Raw genomic sequence first — 17,975 nt, 5'->3', positions numbered from 1 at the left:
AATCTTATTTCGTTGTTAATCAGTTATATCAGCGTGTAATTTATGCTCCATAAAGTATACATAAGCATGTTCAATGTTCGGAATAATTTCAGCTGAGGGATACTCAGGAGCTTCATCAGAAACAATCTGGACTTCCCAGCCCGAATCAACCGGAATAGTGGATATCACATTGTACCTTTCCTTGACCCTCTCATAATCGTATGGATTAAGATTCATTTTGAAAACATGCCCTTCAGCGTGTTTAACGAGATTTTCAGGTGACCCTGAAAAGACAAGCTCACCCCGGTTGAGGAGAGCCATGCCCTGACATGTTGAAGAAATGTCGCCAACGATATGAGTTGAAAGTATTATTGTAACATCGTGCTGACTCAGCTGCGATAAAATATTTCTGAATCGTATTCTTTCATCAGGGTCCAGCCCTGTTGTCGGTTCATCTACAACAATGATTTTAGGATTACCGATCAAAGCCTGGGCAATGCCCAGCCTTCTTTTCATACCGCCGGATAACCTGTTGGCCTGTCTGTCACGAACTTCGAGAAGTCCCACCTGATCAAGCAGTCTGTCAACTTCAGCAATTCTTTCCTTTTTATTTTGTAAGCCGGCAAGAGCCCCTGAATAATCGAGAAACTCCCATGTCTTAAGTGAAGTAAAAAATCTGAAATCCTGTGGAAGATATCCAAGGATCTTTCGAAGCTCTTTCCTGTTTTTCTGTATGTCTTTTCCGTCAACAAGCACCACACCTGATGATGGTTTCATCAGGGTAACCATAATCCTCATCAGACTTGATTTTCCGGCACCGTTAGGACCAAGAAGTCCGAACATGCCGGTGCCAAACTCAAGGTTAATATCTTTTAAAGCATGGTTGCCGTTTGGATATATCTGGTTAAGGCCCTGAATTTCAATTTTCATAGAGAACTGTTATTTATTTCACAGAGGTAATCAATTATGAGTATTTGACGCATTAAAGACGGAAAATATTTCAATTGTTACAATAAAAATTTATGTTGTACAACATGCTGCATTTAAGAACATTATAATTCTTCGATAATAATGTCAGCGATTTCTTCATTCTGATAGTTAAAAGTACTTTGAAATGCAAAGTAGAGCTATATTATTTGCATTTCCAAAATCTTTAAGGTTTTTTTTATGACAATGGTATTTGGGTTGTGAAAACCTGAATTATTGCAATCTGAAACTAATTCCTATTTTTGTAATTAAATTTTTTCATGTGGTATATCTTACTAATAAGCGAAAAATAATAAATGACCCGGTTTATGGATTCATAAGTATTCCCGGAGATTTTGTTTTTGACCTTATTGAACACCCATGGTTTCAGAGACTTCGGAACATCAAGCAGTTAGGGCTTACCAGTTTTGTATATCCCGGAGCAAATCACAGTCGTTTTCAGCACGGACTTGGAGCACTGCATCTTATGGATATGGCATTCAGTACTCTCAGGAGTAAAGGTGTAACAATATCAGCAGATGAAGAAGAGGCAACATGTATAGCAATTCTGCTTCACGATGCCGGTCATGGACCGTTTTCTCATGCCCTCGAGAATTCTATTATCAGCGGAATCACTCATGAGGATCTTTCACTTCTTTTAATGAGGAAGATGAATGAAGAGTATAACGGGAAACTCGATCTGGCCATTGAGATCTTTACCGGTAAATATCCCCGTAAATTTTTCTATGAGCTTATCTCAGGCCAGATGGATATGGACAGGCTTGATTACCTGCGCCGCGACAGTTTCTTTACCGGTGTAATTGAAGGCTCTGTTGGCTCTGAGAGGATTATAAGAATGCTTAATGTGGTCGATAACCGGCTTGTTATTGATGAGAAGGGGATCTATTCTCTCGAGAAATTTCTTATTGCCCGCAGGCTTATGTACTGGCAGGTATACATGCATAAGACAGTTCTTTCATCGGAGAGTCTTCTTGTAAATATTCTTAAACGCGCAAAGGAGCTTGCAAATGAAGGGAAAGATCTCTATACAACACCTGCTCTGAGGTTCTTCCTTTATAATAAAATAGAATCTTCCGATCTGATTTCTGACGGGACTTTCACTCCCGGACTGATTGCTTCAAACTTTACAAGACTTGATGATACAGATATCCTTGTTTCAGCGAAATACTGGGCAGATGATTCTGATAAAGTACTATCAGATCTTTCCGGAAGAATGACCAGGAGAGATCTTTTTGCAATTGAGCTGCAAAATGATCCGTTCCCTGACAAAAGAGTCAGTGAACTTAAGAATTTAGCCGGAGTTTTAATGAAGATCAGTCCTGAGCTGGAAGATTATTATGTATATACGGGTAGTATCTCTAATCTGACTTATACTCCAGATGCTCCGGAAGTAAAGATCCTGCTTAAGAACGGAACAACTGCAGATATTTCGTCTGTATCGGATATGTTCGATCACAGGTTTCTGTCGGAAAGAGTTACCAAAAATTTTCTTTGTTATCCAAAAGAGTGTCGATAAAAATTAAGTATAGATCATGGAATTTACTGCAGCAATAATCGCCGGATTTTTAAAGGGAGATATCGAAGGCAATCCTGAAATAAAGGTCAGTACTGTTGCCAAGATTGAAGAGGGACATGAAGGAGCTCTTTCATTTCTTTCAAATCCTAAATATGAACATTTCCTTTATACAACAAAATCATCTGTTGTTCTTGTAAATAAGGATTTTAAGGCCTCTGGTCCTATAAGTGCAACTCTTATCAGAGTAAATAATGCGTATGAGGCATTTGCTTCGCTTCTGAACCTTGTTGAGGCATCAAAACCAAAGAAACTGGGAGTCCATCCAACAGCTATAGTATCTCCCTCCGCAAAAATGGGAAAGGATGTTTATCTGGGTGCTTACACATTCATCGGTGAAAATGCTGTTATAGGTGACGGATGCAAAATCTATCCTCACAGCTATATAGGTGATGATTCCAAAATCGGCAATAACTGTACCCTGTTCCCCGGAGTGAAGATATACCATGAGTGTATAATTGGCAATAATTGTATTATTCATGCAGGTTCAGTAATAGGAAGCGACGGTTTTGGTTTTGCCCCGCAGGAAGATGGCAGATACCTTAAAATACCTCAGATCGGGAATGTTATAATCGAAGATGATGTTGAGATTGGGGCGAATGTCACTGTTGATCGTGCAACCATGGGTTCAACAATTATCAGGAATGGTGTAAAGCTTGATAATCTTATCCAGATTGCGCACAATGTTGAAATAGGCCAGAATACAGTAATTGCTGCTCAGTCGGGCTTTGCCGGATCAGTAAAGGTTGGAAAAAACTGCATGTTCGGAGGACAGGTTGCAGTGGCAGGACACAGCAGGATAGCTGACGGAACCAAAGCTGGAGGACAGGCAGGTATAGCAGGAAATATAAAAACAGAGAATACTACCATTTTAGGTTCCCCTGCAATTGATGTCAAACAGTTTCTCAAATCTTCAGTGATCTTTAAATATTTACCTGAACTCAAAATAAAGGTTGATACCCTTGAAAAAGAGGTGGATTCATTGAAAAAGAAGTAGTTTTACATCAGATTCGAAACAGAATATGTTGGATTAAATTTAGTTAATGAAGAATTTTCTGGATTGTTCGAATTATTTTTATTTTTTTTGTACCCGGAATCTAAATTAATTTCTACCACTGATGAGTGAAAAACAAAGGACCCTTGCCAGGGAAATAAGCCTCACCGGAAAAGGGTTACATACCGGTATAAACGTTACAATAACATTCAAACCTGCTCCGGCTAATCATGGATATAAATTCTGCAGAACGGATCTTCCCGGGAAGCCTGTTATAGATGCACTTGCTGAGCATGTTACAGATACTTCCAGGGGAACAACTCTCGTTCATAACAATGCCTCCGTTTCAACAATCGAACATGTTCTTGCTGCATTTAACGGTTTGAGGGTAGATAATGCTCTGATCGAAATGAATGGTCCTGAAGCACCTATTATGGGAGGATCTTCATTAAAATTTGTTGAAGCAATAAACGAAGCTGGTATAGTTGAACTGAAAGAGGACAGAAACTATTTCGTTGTTAAGCAGAAAATTACTTTCTCCGATGAGGAGCATGGTGTTGACCTTATTGTTTATCCTGACGATCATTTCAGCATAAATGTACTTATTGATTATAATTCGAAGATTCTTGGCAACCAGTATGCAATCCTTGATTCAATAGATGATTTTGAAAAGAAGATTGCCAACAGCCGTACATTTGTTTTCTTTCATGAGCTTGAGCCGCTTTTTAATATGGGACTCATCAAGGGAGGAGATCTCGACAACGCAATTGTGATCCTGGAAAAAGAGGTTGAGCAGTCTGAGATAGACCGTATTGCTAAACTCTTTAACCGTCCGGGAATAAACACGCACGTAGCAGGTGTTCTCAATAATACTGAACTACGTTATCCTAATGAGCCGGCCCGTCATAAACTTCTCGATATTATGGGCGATATAGCACTGGTCGGGCATCCTATAAAAGGAAAGATAGTTGCAACCCGTCCCGGCCATCATGCCAATACCCGTCTGGCCAAGATTATGCGACAGGAGATGAAGAAAGCTGCTTCGAAGCGTGAGATCCCTGTTTATGATCCTTCGCAGCCACCGGTTTTTACTGTTGAGGAGATCAAAAAACGTCTGCCGCACAGGTTCCCGTTTTTACTTGTTGATAAAGTTATTGCTCTCGATGAATCTTCTATTGTCGGAATAAAAAATGTAACATTCAACGAAGCATTTTTTCAGGGTCATTTCCCTGAAGAACCAGTTATGCCGGGAGTCCTGCTCGTTGAAGCACTTGCACAGACCGGCGGATTGCTGGTACTAAGTACTGTGGAAGAACCGGAAAGATATTCAACTTATTTCTTAAAGATCGATAAGCTTAAGTTCAAACAGAAGGTTGTTCCGGGCGATACTGTAATATTAAAAATGGAACTTGCTGATGTTATCAGACGAGGTATTGTGACTATGTTCGGCCAGGCTTTTGTTGGAAATAAGCTTGTACTCGAAGGTGAAATGACAGCACAGGTAGTAAAAAATAAATAACAGGTTAATGATATCACATTTGGCTTTTGTTCATCCCGATGCCAGGCTGGGTAAAGATGTTGTTGTAGAACCATTCGCATATATTGCGGCTAACGTTGTAATCGGCGATGAAACATGGGTTGGCCCCAATTCAACTATTATGGATGGAGCCAGAATTGGAAAGAAATGCAGGATTTTCCCATCTGCAGTTGTTTCGGGAATTCCTCAGGACCTCAAGTTCAGGGGTGAAGACTCCACTGCTGAAATTGGCGATAATACTACTATCAGAGAAGGGGTTACTGTCAACAGGGGAACTGCTGCTGTAGGAAAGACTGTAGTCGGAAGCGGATGTCTTCTGATGGCATATTCACATGTTGGTCACGACTGCTCAATCGGCAATAATTGTATAATTGGTAATACAACAGGATTAGCCGGTGAAGTTAAAGTCGATGATTGGGCAATACTCAGCGGTGGCACGCTTGTTCACCAGTTTGCCCGGATTGGTGCCCATGTTATGGTGGGAGGGGGATCAAAAATAAGAACAGATGTTCCTCCTTTCATAAAAGCTGATCGTGAACCGCTTTCATATATGGGACTGAACTCTGTAGGACTTACAAGAAGAGGCTTCGAAAAAGAAAGAATTGATGAGATCCACAATATTTATCGTGCAATTTATCAGAATGGCATGAATATATCGCAGGCGCTGGAACATGTTGAGAAAGTATTTCAGCCGTCGCCCGACAGAGATTATATTCTTGAATTCATAAGGAAATCAGAACGGGGAATCATAAGGGCCAGATAGGCCCTTTTTTATTTTGATTTTATCCAGCCCTGGGCTGAGAGTTCTATTTCCGAACCTCCTTCGCCGACAAGATAATTGCCTGATCCCGATGGTGTTATGTGACCAATAATCTTTACGGATTCTAAAAGTTTTATCTTCTCAAACATTTCAAGCGGAACCGTAAACAGGAGTTCATAATCTTCGCCGCCGTTAAGAGCAGGTATAATTGGATCAATATTAAACTCTTCAGCAATTTTGCTTGTTTCGTAATCAATAGGAATTTTACCGGCAAATATTCTGCAGCCGGTACCTGATAACTTACAAATATGTATCAGATCAGAGGCTAGTCCATCTGAAACATCTATCATTGAAGTAGGCAGGATCTCTTGTTTTTTCAGTTCTTCAAGTACCGATACAGGAAACTCAGGTTTAAGCTGTCTCCCGACTGCATACTCAAATCCTGAAAAATCAGGCTGGGCAACTTTTTCCTTTTCAAAGAGCTTCCGCTCCCTTTCGAGCAGTTGAAGACCCATATAAGATGCTCCGAAATCGCCAGTTACACATATGAGATCATTAGGTCTGGCTCCGCTTCTTTTAATAATTTTATCCTTACTGACAGTACCGGTTGCAGTTATGCCTATGGTTAGTCCGGTAAGAGAACTTGTAGTGTCTCCGCCTGCCAGATCAACTTTATACTTTTCGCATGCGAGGTTTATCCCTTCGTAGAGTTCATCTATCTGCTCGACAGTAAATCTCGAACTTATTCCAAGTGAGATAAGTATCTGTCCGGGAGTACCGTTCATAGCATAAATATCTGAGATGCCTCTAAGTACTGCTTTATATCCCAGATGCTTAAGCGGAGTATAGATCAGGTTGAAATGTATACCTTCAAGAAACAGATCGGTCGATACCAGCGTAAGATTATTCCCGGAATCTATAACAGCCGAGTCATCGCCAATACCGGTTATTGTTGTTTTATTCTTCTTCCTTGCAGATCCGGCAATATGAAATATCAGTCCGAATTTTCCCAAATCCCCGATTGGTGTTCCTTTATTCTCCATAATACATCATCTATCTTATATTAACAATGTCCCTTCCGAACGGACTAAGGGCAATGGCTGTCAGTTTAAAGTGCTGAAGGCCAAATGGTATTCCGATTATTGTTATGCAAAGAATCAATCCGAATATTGCATGAGTCAATGCAATCCACAATCCCCCGGAGAGCAGCCAGATAATATTCATAAGTATGTACAGGCAGCCTGATGCCCTGTCGTGGACACGTGTATCTCTACCGAAGGGCCATATTGCCAAAGCAGCCATTTTAAGCGTCTGGATACCGAATGGGATACCAACAATAGTAATCATCAGAATAATGCTTCCGATGAAATATTCAACAGCGATAACAATTCCTCCGAATATCAGCCAGATGAGATTACCCAGGAGACTCATAGTTTTACTTTTAATTGTTACTCAAGGATAACAGTTTTGTCCTTTGGATATTTCACTGAATATGTCAGCACTAATTGCCGGGATTCCTGCGGTTTAATCTCAAGGTCCCATTTTATCTCTCCGGTTTGAGTATTATGTTTACCCGACGATAATTCAAGGGCTTCCACTGTTATCCCGCTGTTCGAAGAGACCGGAATCTGGTCATTAAGTGTGATCTTTACACTATTGGATTTGTTGTTCCTGATTGTTATAAGGAAAGAGTATGTCTCGGTTTTATTCGATCCGATAATTTTCTTGCTTGTGAAATCTTTCCTCTTTTCTCTTTTGACCAGAATGCTGTTATCTGTTCCAAGTGAAACTGTCAAAGTGTCTGTAAGCTGATTGACATTCAGATAAGATTTTCCAACAAATGAATTTTCAAAATAGAGTGTTGCTTCACCGCTCTGAAGACTAAGCTTGGCCCAGTCGGTAATATTAGCCGTAAGGTATGCAAGCTGTGAAAGTTTAGGAAGAGTAACGTACTTATAGTCAGCAGGGGCGGTGATTCGCTGTATTTCAACAGTCTGTACTTTTCCATCGGAAGGTATTGTGTATGGAGTTGCAATATCAAATGTTACTGAAGTTTCACCTATCTGTTTTTCCACTGCAACCGGAACTGCTTCTGCAAGGTCTTCCATTTTCGCTTCTTTTGCTGCCATTTCCATCATCACCGGAGCATCGCTTCTGGCTACACTTAAAAGTTTACCCCTGTTAGGTGGTGGTGCAGGATTATAAAAATCAAGGAACCATGGATATAAGACAGGCATATCGCCAGCCACCCATGGTGTTGCATTGGAAAAACTTAGTTTGACATCTTTCCATTGCACTCCTGAGTTCTGAAAAAGGTTTGCCTTGAAAAATATTGTAACCGGATTTTTAATGTCATCAACTCTGATATCGTATGAAGGATACCATCCTGCATTTGAGACGACATAACTGAAGGTGAGTCTGCCTGTAACCTGTTTTTCAGCCGTTACCGTTACAAGGATCTCTCCCGATGGAAGCTGCTGCTTGCCCAGTTTCTGAGCAATCTGCTGATTTAGTGCTGCGATCTGTTTCTCATAGTCCTTTATGAGCCTTTCCTTTTTTAATATTCCTGTTATCGCCTGATCAACATTTGTGGTATAAAGTTCCATAAGTGTCTTAAACTGTTCAATTGAGAATGCAGTTTCTTTTACAAGGATAGCCTTGTTGGCGCTCAGGAATGTTATTTTTTCATTCAGAACCTTAATTGCTGTTTTCTCATCTTCTGTTTTGATAGTGAGTGTCTCTATCTGACTCCTTATATTTTTAATTTCTGGACTATCCTCAAGGTTCTGGAGATAATTATTCTGCTGGTTTACTGAAAGAATAGTGAATTCTCCGAATCCTTTTACCTGAATGCTCTGGGGATCAATATATGGAGATAGTCCGGGAAGTTTGAGAATTGATTTCCCGCTTATAAGCGATACAGAGGTTTCGTGATCAATCTGTGCTCTGTCGGTAAAAACCGTAACATGTTTGATTTCAGCCTTTATCTCTTTTTCAGTCTGCGCTGTGAGGTTTAATGAAATCAGAAGGGTGAATACCGAAAATGCTATTATTCTTTTCATAATCATAAGTTGAAAATTAGAGTCTAAAGGTACATTTTTTTGGGCTGATTTTTTTCGACTATCCGGCAGTAATATTTTAAAACTTCAAGAAGATCGAATTATTTGGCAATAAATTCATTTTCAAAACCTTAAATATATGTTAAAAATCCATTTAATAGGATAAATCTTTTAATAATGTCTACCTTCGCGCAATATCAAAAAAATCAAAATGAAGGGATTAAGGATCGGGAACCTGACAATTGCAGTACCAATTATTCAGGGCGGGATGGGAGTGGGGATTTCCCTTTCAGGCCTGGCATCTGCAGTTGCAAATGAAGGCGGGGTAGGAGTTATTTCAAGTGCCGGACTCGGATTGTTATACAAAGAATTATCTGCGGACTATCTGGAGGCCAGTATTTTAGGACTTAAAGAGGAGATCAGGAGAGCCAGAGAGAAGACTATTGGTGTTATCGGTGTAAACGTAATGGTGGCAATGACCAACTTTACAGATATGATCAAGACAGCAATATCTGAAAAGGTTGATATCATTACAGCCGGAGCAGGACTTCCGCTTGACTTACCATCTTTTCTGAAAAAGGACAGTGTTACCAAACTGGTACCAATTGTCTCTTCGGCCAGGGCGGCTAAGATAATCTGTGAAAAGTGGAAGGCAAACTATGATTATCTTCCTGATGCTGTTATCGTTGAAGGACCTAAGGCAGGAGGTCATCTTGGATTTAAAGTTGAACAGATAGATGATCAGGATTATTCACTTGAAAAGCTTGTTCCTGAGATTGTAAGCGAACTGAAAACTTTTGAAGATAAATACAATACAAAAATTCCGCTAATTGCTGCCGGAGGAATCTATACCGGTGAGGACATAAATAATATATTGAATCTGGGAGCTTCCGGCGTTCAGATGGGGACGCGCTTCGTTACAACTGACGAATGCGATGCTTCACCTGAATTCAAGCAGGCATACATTAATGCCGTAAGTTCCGATATAGAGATAATTAAAAGTCCGGTCGGGATGCCAGGAAGGGCCATCCTCAGTAATTTTATTACCAAGGTACGAGATGGTAAGAAGCAGCCTAAAGTCTGTCCTTTTAAGTGCATAAAGACATGCGATATCTCAAAAAGTCCCTATTGTATTATAATTGCATTGATAAGTGCGCTTAAGGGTAACTTTGAGCACGGATATGCTTTTGCCGGAGCCAACGCATTCAGGGCAACAAAAATTTATTCTGTAAAAGAGACTTTTCAGGCGCTGCTTAAAGAGTATAAAGAGAGTAAATAGACTTTAATATTTGATATAATGGCCAACCAGAGTTCCATTTGCGTACTGAAGCCACACTGAACACCATCCTAACTGACCATCAGCTATTCCAAAATGGATTTCGAAGCCGTATCCATTTGTATTTGTTCCAAATATTATTGATGTTGTTGTTGCACCGGGAATTCCGCTTGCATTTCCGGCTGTTGTTGACCCTTTTTGAGTCTGAAACCAATAATCACAATAATCTGTTGGATGAGTGTTTATTATGCTTATCTCCCCTGTTGATTTATTCCAGTATAAAGTGAAATAAGTACCATAGGCTGTAGCTATATTACCATTTGCAGTCAGGTAGACTTTCCCCATTGTCATTCCGTTAATATTCCCGGTTACATTACCTGTCAGGTCGCCGGTAACATTCCCAGTAACATTGCCTGACAGATTACCGGTTACATTTCCGGTTAAATCACCATCAACTGGTCCGGTAATAGATCCAGCCTCCAAATTTCCTGTAATTTCTGCATCACCTGAAACATTAAGTCTTCTTGGCAGAGCTGTAGTACCTATACCAATATTTCCAGTTGAAAAATCACCATATATGATACTATTTGTGAGTGAATTTGATATATACAGTTTATTACTACCAGTTTCATAAAATCCTGCACCATATCCAAGAAAAACATTTCCTGTTCCTGTACGAAGCATTGCTCCGGAATAGGCACCTAGCATAGTGTTATTAGAGGCACTTTCCAGAACTCCTGCAGTGAAAACACCGAGTGCTGTATTATTACTACCAGCTGCATCCGGAGGATCATTATCAGGACCGCCTCTGCCTGATTCCGCTCCTATGAAGGTATTTCCGCTCCCTCCATCGAACCAGTAACCAGAATTGCTTCCAAAGAAAGCATTGTTTACACCGCTCGACATAGCATAACCTGAATTAATGCCATAATATGAGTTGAATCCTCCCGTTGTGGTATTGTATCCGGCTCCGATACCGACAAATGTATTATACCATGCTGTTGAATTTTTTCCTCCGGCATCAGGTCCTAAAAAGACATTACAAATTCCAGAAGTATTATTAAATCCGGCACGATGCCCAATAATCAGGTTTTTTATTCCGGAAGTATTATTAAATCCGGCCCAGTTACCAATAAATGTATTGAAATATCCATTTATGTTTTTATAACCGGCACTGTCTCCGATAAAAGTATTACTGAATCCTATTGTATTACTGAATCCTGCCTTATATCCGATAAAATAGTTCTTTCCTCCTGTAGTAGTATTGTATCCAGCCTGATAACCAATAAAGGAATTATATAAGCCTGAGCTGATATTTAAGCCGCTTTCATGTCCAATGAAATAATTCTTTGGAGTTACATCCATGAAGCTTGTTGGAATCAATCCTTTAGCCCCGAATTCTCCGATTGCAAAGCCTCCTTTTGGAGCTTTTCCAGGCAGTGGCGGATTCATGTTTATTCTGGCTTCATATGGAGTAATAGTAAAGTATTCCTGTATGTCTGCCTTCCCTTTTGCCCCAAACTCTCCGATTGCAAATCCCCCTTTTGCCCCTTTTGCGGTTCTGTCGCCAACATACATTCGAACGCCATCCCCATATACTGCGAAGACGGTCTGATCGAGGTGGTTCTTTACCTCAAATAATACCTCATCCATATTAGTTGTAGTGCCAGCTACACTAAGCTTATTTGCACCACTTAAATTCTGGGATACCAGGGAATAAGGAACTGAAAATAGCTGAGCATCTCCCATAACCTCCCAGACCTCACCATTTAAAATTGATGTTCTGATATATAGAGGTTGAATGTTCCAATCTATTAAAGTGAAATTTTCCACACCTCCTGAAGGCTCAGTCCATACCGCTTCAGGATCTCCGACAATTAGTTTAAACTGTCCGAAATCGTCTGTTTTTACAATATGTTCTTCCTCCCATACATAAACAAGAGGATCAGTTGACTTAAGTATTGCTATCCGGATCTTCAGGTCGGTTCCCTTAAGAATCTCCCCGGATAAATTTCGGGCTATTGCCATGTAATTAAATCCCCTCGGAACCTGGGAAAGTGAAACGGAAGAGACGAAAATCAAAATACAAAACCAAAAAGAGAATCTAGTTTTCATAGCGGTTGGTTTTGGTAAATAATTGGGAGAAAAAAGTTACACCAAATTTCAACGCAAGTCAATTATTTTTGACTAATTGGTATTAATCTGCTGCCAACCGCAATATTCCTTATACGGAGTGTTAATTTATTAACAGTAAAGGCTGCAGATGCAGCCTTTAACTCTAATAATGAATATATTGAAACTCGTGATTGCTATTCCTGATTCGTAATTCCTAATTCCTGATTAAATCCAGGTAACCTATAGTTCCGGGTACATTTTCAGCAATTCCTTTTTCAGCCATCGGGCATCCGGGTACCGGACAATCTATAACTTTATGTTCCTTATTATCAGCAGGCTCCCAGCCCATTGTAAGGTAAAGAACGAAAAAGCCGATTACATAGGCAACAGATACATGCCATCCTTTTTTAATCCATTCAATTACATTTCGTCCTTCAGGAAATTTGTTTGTTATTGCAACACCGGCAGATGATCCAAACCAGATCATCGATCCTCCGAAACCAACAGAGTATGCAAGCATGCCCCAGTCATAATGCCCCTGATCGAGACAAAGTTTTGTAAGTGGAATATTGTCAAATACTGCAGAAAGGAATCCAAGAGCAAATGCTGTAATCCATGAGGCATCGGGAAGCTCTTCCACAGGCATCATTGAAGCACACATTACCAGGCACAACAGGAATATTGTTCCTTTGATTGCTCCCGGTACCTCCTGCCATGGAACCGGCCTGATAAAGGTTCCGATTACGATTGCAATCCAGACCCCAAGTGCAGGCATATCGTAAAGTATATTTGAAATTATAGCTCCTGTAAGGATAAGTCCGACATTGAAAATTTTCATCCAGTCAATTTTTGCTGACACACTGGCGTCCTTCTGAATGCGCTGATATTTGTCCTGTTGCTGAGAAGCGAACCATGCAAAGAACAAGAGGGCTGCTGCTGCGGCAACAAATGCATGCAGAACATTAAATGCACTAACTCCGTCTATCCACATCATTGTTGTTGTGGTGTCACCAACAACGCTTCCGCTTCCGCCGGCATTACTAGCTGCTACTATTGCAGCAATATACCCGATATGTACTTTTTTCTTAAAAACAACAAGAGCAATAGTTCCTCCGATAAGGGCTGCTGCAATATTATCAAGGAAAGAAGAAAGGATAAATACAAAAACCAAAAGTATGAAAGGACCTTTCCAGTCATCAGGCAGAAATTTGGGAAGAACATCCGGGACACCTGATTCTTCGAAAATCTTCGAAAGAATAGCAAATCCTAGCAGAAGACCGAGCAGGTTAAGAATGATTCCCCATTCACCCTGCCTTAATCCTTTGTCCATTATCTGCTCCATCATCGGAGTTTCACCAAAAAGATGCTCGAAGAGATGAAATCCGGGGTCGAAGACTAATTTAAATGTAAGCAGCACGGTCAAACCTATTACCGCGACCCAGAATGTCTGCTTATGAAAAAGTGCAACTCCCAAAAGGATTAGTCCGAATATTATAAATTCTATTCTTATCGGTCCTATGGATGGCACTCCGCCATCTGCTGCAAAAAGTGAGAATGGTAAAATAAGTGCAATCAGTAACATCATAATTCTCTTGCTGTTGCAGAGAGCCAGAGCTTTAAGTGTATTTCTCATACGTTATATTTTTGAAGGAAATTAAATCTGAAATTTAACAGGGTGCCAATTTATAAATATTTTTACATTCCTAAAGCATGATAATATCATCATTTTGAATTATGAGAGGAGGTTAAATCCTGTCACTTTTCTGTCTAAATCTTACAACAACTCATCTATTTTTTATATTTTTGCTGTTTATTTAGATTAAATTTAAATTATAAAAAACCCTCCCTTGCCCTCCCTTATGGTTAAGGGAGGGGTGAATTTCTTCACTCACAGGGAATTACTCCCCTTTTCTTACTTTTTAAGGGAAGGGGATGGGGGATGGGTTAGAAAAAACAAAAGGCAATAAGAATTGTTAATGCTTATAGACAAAGTTGTTGAAAAACAATCAAATGGAAAAAGATCAGGATAAGATATTAAGTGATGTAACCTCCGGTGAATATAAATATGGTTTCTATTCCGATATTGAGATGGAAAAGATTCCAAAGGGGCTGAGTGAAGAGGTTGTGAGAATAATCTCGGCAAAGAAAAATGAGCCGGAATGGCTCCTTGAATTTCGCCTGAAGGCTTACCGTCAATGGCTTACAATGAAGATGCCTTCATGGCCAAACCTTAAGATCCCTCCGATAGATTACCAGGAGATAATATTCTATGCAGCGCCGAAACCACGTCCGAAACTTAACAGTATTGATGATATTGACCCTGAACTGCGAAGAACTTTTGATAAACTGGGAATCCCGCTTACAGAACAGAAACATCTTGCCGGGGTTGCTGTTGATGCAGTAATTGACAGTGTATCAGTAACAACTACTTTTAAAGAAACACTTGCTGAAATGGGTATAATTTTCTGCTCATTCAGCGATGCTGTGAAGGAGTACCCCGATCTTGTTAAAAGATATATGGGATCGGTTGTGCCATATACCGATAACTTTTTCGCGGCCCTCAATTCAGCAGTATTCAGCGATGGTTCATTCTGCTATATTCCGAAAGGAGTAAGGTGCCCGATGGAACTTTCAACATATTTCAGGATCAACTCTGCCAATACCGGACAGTTCGAAAGGACTCTTCTGATAGCAGATGAAGAGAGTTATGTCAGCTATCTCGAAGGTTGCACCGCTCCGTCGAGAGATGAAAACCAGCTTCACGCGGCTATTGTTGAGATTATTGCTGAAAAGAGCGCAGAGGTGAAATACTCAACTGTTCAGAACTGGTATCCTGGCGATAAAGAAGGCAGGGGCGGGATCTTTAATTTTGTCACAAAAAGGGGAATGTGCCGGGGTGAGAGCTCTAAAATTTCCTGGACACAGATCGAAACGGGTTCTGCCATAACCTGGAAATATCCGTCATGCATTCTCAGAGGCGATAATTCTGTAGGTGAATTCTATTCGGTTGCCGTGACAAATAATCATCAGCAGGCCGATACAGGAACAAAAATGATACACATCGGAAAAAATACCAAAAGTACAATTGTATCAAAGGGAATATCTGCCGGACATGGACAGAACAGTTACCGCGGATTGGTAAAGGTCTTAAAGAATGCATCAAACGCCCGTAATTTTTCGCAGTGCGATTCATTATTGCTTGGTGATAAATGCGGTGCTCACACTTTCCCATATCTTGAGGTTGACAATCAGACTGCTGTTGTTGAGCATGAAGCAACAACCTCGAAGATTGGTGAAGATCAGATCTTCTATTGCAATCAGCGCGGTATTTCAACTGAAGATGCAATAGGACTTATTGTTAATGGGTATGCACGTGAAGTAATAAATAAACTGCCAATGGAGTTTGCTGTGGAAGCTCAGAAACTATTACAGATCAGTCTTGAAGGCAGTGTTGGATAAACCATGATAAGGGACTTTAGCATAAAAAGCGTAGAGCGTAGAGCGTAAAGCGTAGAGAAGATGAAGGACAAAAGACACAATTAAAAAGATAAAATAAGAAGGGAATAACATGTTGATCATTAAGAATTTAAAAGCCTCTATAAACGGCAAACACATATTAAAGGGAATAAGCCTGAACGTAAAACCTGGAGAGATTCATGCTATCATGGGACCAAACGGTTCCGGCAAAAGCACACTGGCATCTGTACTGGCCGGACGTGAATTTGTTGAGGTAACTGAAGGATCTGTAACTTATTTGGGTAAGGATCTGCTCGAAATGTCTGCTGAAGAAAGAGCAAAAGAAGGCATATTTCTTGGATTTCAATACCCGATAGAAATTCCGGGGGTAAGCATGGTTAACTTCATGAAAACAGCTGTTAATGAGCATCGTAAACATAAAGGTCAGGAGCCTCTTTCGGCATCCGATTTTCTTAAAATGATGCGAGATAAGAAGGAGCTGGTGGAGATAGACTCAAAACTGGCTAACAGATCTGTAAATGAAGGTTTCTCAGGTGGTGAAAAAAAGAAGAATGAGATCTTTCAGATGGCTATGCTCGAACCCAAACTTGCAATACTCGATGAGACTGACTCCGGCCTCGACATTGATGCGCTCAGGATAGTCGCCAACGGGGTTAATAAACTGAAAAGACCAGATAATTCATTCATTGTAATCACTCATTATCAGAGACTTCTCGATTATATTGTGCCCGATGTGGTACATGTTCTTTATGATGGCAGGATTGTAAAAACAGCCGGGAAAGAACTTGCACTCGAACTGGAAGAAAAGGGCTACGACTGGATCAAGAAAGAGGTTGAAAATAACGTAATAGCATGAACGGAAAATCTGAACTAACAGAAAGATATATAGCTCTGTATAAGGAGAATATTGACAGGATTTCATCAATATCATCTCCGTATATCAATACTTTCAGGAAGGCAGCTTTTGAAAAATTCAGCGAGCTTGGCATTCCTACCAAAAAAAATGAATCATATAAGTATACAAACCTGAATATCTTCTTCGACCACGACTACAAGAGCTATTTTATGCCCGAAGAATCAGATTTTGTAAAAGCTGAGGAATTCCGCTGCGATGTAACTGATCTCGATGCGCATGGAATTGTGCTGCTTAATGGATTCTATCCCACAATAAATGAAAAACTCAGACAGCTGCCCAGTGGAGTATGGATCGGCAGTCTTAACGTAGCAGCTATTAAGTTCCCTGAAATAATTAAGAAGCATTTTGCCAAATATGCTGACAGCGAATCAGACGGACTGATCCATCTTAATACAGCCATGGCCTCAGACGGCGTATTTGTTTATGTTCCTGAGGGAGTGACTCTTTCTAAGCCAGTACAGGTGGTAAACCTGGTTCAGTCTGATGAGGATATGTTCAACCAGCACAGGAATCTGATAATTGTTGAAAAGAATTCGGAATTCTCAATTATTATCTGCGATCATACTCTTTCCCCAAGGAAATTTCTGACAAATGCTGTAACTGAAGTGTATGTCGGAGAAAATGCACACTTCGATCTTATCAGGGTGCAGAATGAACATAACTCTGCAGGTAAGTTGACTCATACATTTATTCACCAGGAAAAAAACAGTGTCGCTTCTTCGAACAATATGACACTTCATGGCGGACTTATAAGAAACAGTACTTACCATTATCTTGGGGGAGAGAGAGCCGAGTGTAACTCTTATGGTCTTTACCTGACTGATAAATGGCAGCATGTTGACAATTTTGTAAATATCGATCATGCATTTCCTAATTGTACAAGTAATCAGTTGTTTAAAGGTGTACTTGATGACATGTCGACCGGTGCATTCAATGGGCGGATTATGGTAAGACCCGATGCCCAGGGAACTCTTGCTTATCAGAAGAATAACAATATACTTCTGACCGATGATGCTAAAATGGATACCAAACCGCAGCTCGAGATATTTGCTGATGACGTAAAATGCAGCCATGGTGCCACAGTTGGCCAGCTCGACGACGATGCACTATTCTACCTTCAGTCGCGCGGGATCAATAAACGCGAAGCCAGACTAATGCTGATGTTCGGGTTTGCCCATGAGGTTATCCAGAATATTAAGGTTGAGGCATTGCGTGAAAGAATGGATAACCTGGTAATGCAAAGGCTGAAGGGTGAACTGTCGCGTTGCGCAAGTTGTATGGTCAAATGCGGATAAATAATTA

Annotated in this window: 14 protein-coding genes; 8 read left to right on the top strand and 6 right to left on the bottom strand. The window is 40.3% G+C overall.

All coding sequences use genetic code 11. The annotated features are described in order from the left end of the window. Positions 1-15: 15 nt before the first annotated feature. Entirely contained in the window at positions 16-909 is an 894-nt protein-coding gene (locus IPJ16_17760) for an ABC transporter ATP-binding protein (protein MBK7629014.1), read from the bottom strand. A 319-nt stretch (positions 910-1,228) separates the two neighbouring features. Here IPJ16_17760 and IPJ16_17755 point away from each other — a divergent pair, with 319 nt between their 5' ends. From IPJ16_17755 to lpxA, 4 genes are all read left to right on the top strand, one after another. Continuing rightward, positions 1,229-2,482, top strand: coding sequence for an HD domain-containing protein (locus IPJ16_17755; GenBank protein ID MBK7629013.1), 1,254 nt, complete (start codon positions 1,229-1,231; stop codon positions 2,480-2,482). A 16-nt stretch (positions 2,483-2,498) separates the two neighbouring features. Next, a complete protein-coding gene (gene lpxD, locus IPJ16_17750) occupies positions 2,499-3,536 on the top strand; it encodes a UDP-3-O-(3-hydroxymyristoyl)glucosamine N-acyltransferase (protein ID MBK7629012.1) in 1,038 nt (345 codons plus the stop codon). Positions 3,537-3,657: 121 nt separating this feature from the next. Then, on the top strand, positions 3,658-5,052 hold the full coding sequence (locus IPJ16_17745) for a bifunctional UDP-3-O-[3-hydroxymyristoyl] N-acetylglucosamine deacetylase/3-hydroxyacyl-ACP dehydratase (GenBank protein MBK7629011.1): 1,395 nt from the start codon (positions 3,658-3,660) through the stop codon (positions 5,050-5,052). A gap of 7 nt (positions 5,053-5,059) precedes the next feature. Then, a complete protein-coding gene (gene lpxA, locus IPJ16_17740; protein MBK7629010.1) occupies positions 5,060-5,833 on the top strand; it encodes an acyl-ACP--UDP-N-acetylglucosamine O-acyltransferase in 774 nt (257 codons plus the stop codon). Positions 5,834-5,841: 8 nt separating this feature from the next. Here lpxA and thiL read toward each other — a convergent pair whose 3' ends face one another. From thiL to IPJ16_17725, 3 genes are read right to left on the bottom strand one after another with little or no spacing between them, the layout of a single operon-like run. Beyond that, on the bottom strand, positions 5,842-6,873 hold the full coding sequence (gene thiL, locus IPJ16_17735; protein MBK7629009.1) for a thiamine-phosphate kinase: 1,032 nt from the start codon (positions 6,871-6,873) through the stop codon (positions 5,842-5,844). 10 nt (positions 6,874-6,883) lie between these two features. Further along, positions 6,884-7,261 carry a YccF domain-containing protein gene (locus tag IPJ16_17730; protein MBK7629008.1) on the bottom strand — a complete coding sequence of 126 codons (378 nt, stop codon included), beginning with the start codon at positions 7,259-7,261 and terminating at the stop codon, positions 6,884-6,886. A gap of 17 nt (positions 7,262-7,278) precedes the next feature. Then, positions 7,279-8,892 carry a DUF4139 domain-containing protein gene (locus IPJ16_17725; GenBank protein ID MBK7629007.1) on the bottom strand — a complete coding sequence of 538 codons (1,614 nt, stop codon included), beginning with the start codon at positions 8,890-8,892 and terminating at the stop codon, positions 7,279-7,281. A 208-nt stretch (positions 8,893-9,100) separates the two neighbouring features. Here IPJ16_17725 and IPJ16_17720 point away from each other — a divergent pair, with 208 nt between their 5' ends. After that, complete coding sequence (locus tag IPJ16_17720) at positions 9,101-10,168, top strand: nitronate monooxygenase (protein ID MBK7629006.1); 1,068 nt, start codon at positions 9,101-9,103, stop codon at positions 10,166-10,168. A 3-nt stretch (positions 10,169-10,171) separates the two neighbouring features. Here the strand turns inward: IPJ16_17720 and IPJ16_17715 are convergent, their stop codons facing one another. Next, entirely contained in the window at positions 10,172-12,280 is a 2,109-nt protein-coding gene (locus IPJ16_17715; GenBank protein ID MBK7629005.1) for a hypothetical protein, read from the bottom strand. A 214-nt stretch (positions 12,281-12,494) separates the two neighbouring features. Further along, complete coding sequence (locus IPJ16_17710) at positions 12,495-13,865, bottom strand: citrate transporter (protein ID MBK7629004.1); 1,371 nt, start codon at positions 13,863-13,865, stop codon at positions 12,495-12,497. A gap of 425 nt (positions 13,866-14,290) precedes the next feature. Here IPJ16_17710 and sufB point away from each other — a divergent pair, with 425 nt between their 5' ends. From sufB to sufD, 3 genes are all read left to right on the top strand, one after another. Beyond that, the gene (gene sufB, locus IPJ16_17705; GenBank protein MBK7629003.1) at positions 14,291-15,739 is read left to right on the top strand and encodes a Fe-S cluster assembly protein SufB; all 1,449 of its coding nucleotides are present in this window, start codon (positions 14,291-14,293) and stop codon (positions 15,737-15,739) included. A 109-nt stretch (positions 15,740-15,848) separates the two neighbouring features. Next, entirely contained in the window at positions 15,849-16,613 is a 765-nt protein-coding gene (gene sufC, locus IPJ16_17700) for a Fe-S cluster assembly ATPase SufC (protein ID MBK7629002.1), read from the top strand. Beyond that, positions 16,610-17,968 carry a Fe-S cluster assembly protein SufD gene (gene sufD, locus IPJ16_17695; GenBank protein MBK7629001.1) on the top strand — a complete coding sequence of 453 codons (1,359 nt, stop codon included), beginning with the start codon at positions 16,610-16,612 and terminating at the stop codon, positions 17,966-17,968. Before sufC ends, sufD begins: the two co-directional genes overlap by 4 nt. Positions 17,969-17,975 lie beyond the last annotated feature (7 nt).

The sequence above is a fragment of the Bacteroidales bacterium genome, from assembly GCA_016709865.1.
Taxonomy (GTDB): Bacteria; Bacteroidota; Bacteroidia; order Bacteroidales; family VadinHA17; genus LD21.
The sequence above is the reverse complement of the archived record's forward strand: the minus strand, read 5'-3'. Positions and strand labels throughout refer to the sequence as shown.

What these genes read in the sequence shown, in the direction of transcription:
- thiL (MBK7629009.1), bottom strand. Translation starts at nt 6,873, where the DNA reads ATGGAGAATAAAGGAACACCAATCGGGGATTTGGGAAAATTCGGACTG.
- IPJ16_17745 (MBK7629011.1), top strand. Translation starts at nt 3,658, where the DNA reads ATGAGTGAAAAACAAAGGACCCTTGCCAGGGAAATAAGCCTCACCGGA.
- IPJ16_17730 (MBK7629008.1), bottom strand. Translation starts at nt 7,261, where the DNA reads ATGAGTCTCCTGGGTAATCTCATCTGGCTGATATTCGGAGGAATTGTT.
- sufB (MBK7629003.1), top strand. Translation starts at nt 14,291, where the DNA reads ATGGAAAAAGATCAGGATAAGATATTAAGTGATGTAACCTCCGGTGAA.
- IPJ16_17725 (MBK7629007.1), bottom strand. Translation starts at nt 8,892, where the DNA reads ATGAAAAGAATAATAGCATTTTCGGTATTCACCCTTCTGATTTCATTA.
- IPJ16_17720 (MBK7629006.1), top strand. Translation starts at nt 9,101, where the DNA reads ATGAAGGGATTAAGGATCGGGAACCTGACAATTGCAGTACCAATTATT.
- IPJ16_17760 (MBK7629014.1), bottom strand. Translation starts at nt 909, where the DNA reads ATGAAAATTGAAATTCAGGGCCTTAACCAGATATATCCAAACGGCAAC.
- lpxA (MBK7629010.1), top strand. Translation starts at nt 5,060, where the DNA reads ATGATATCACATTTGGCTTTTGTTCATCCCGATGCCAGGCTGGGTAAA.
- lpxD (MBK7629012.1), top strand. Translation starts at nt 2,499, where the DNA reads ATGGAATTTACTGCAGCAATAATCGCCGGATTTTTAAAGGGAGATATC.
- IPJ16_17710 (MBK7629004.1), bottom strand. Translation starts at nt 13,865, where the DNA reads ATGATGTTACTGATTGCACTTATTTTACCATTCTCACTTTTTGCAGCA.
- sufC (MBK7629002.1), top strand. Translation starts at nt 15,849, where the DNA reads ATGTTGATCATTAAGAATTTAAAAGCCTCTATAAACGGCAAACACATA.
- sufD (MBK7629001.1), top strand. Translation starts at nt 16,610, where the DNA reads ATGAACGGAAAATCTGAACTAACAGAAAGATATATAGCTCTGTATAAG.
- IPJ16_17715 (MBK7629005.1), bottom strand. Translation starts at nt 12,280, where the DNA reads ATGAAAACTAGATTCTCTTTTTGGTTTTGTATTTTGATTTTCGTCTCT.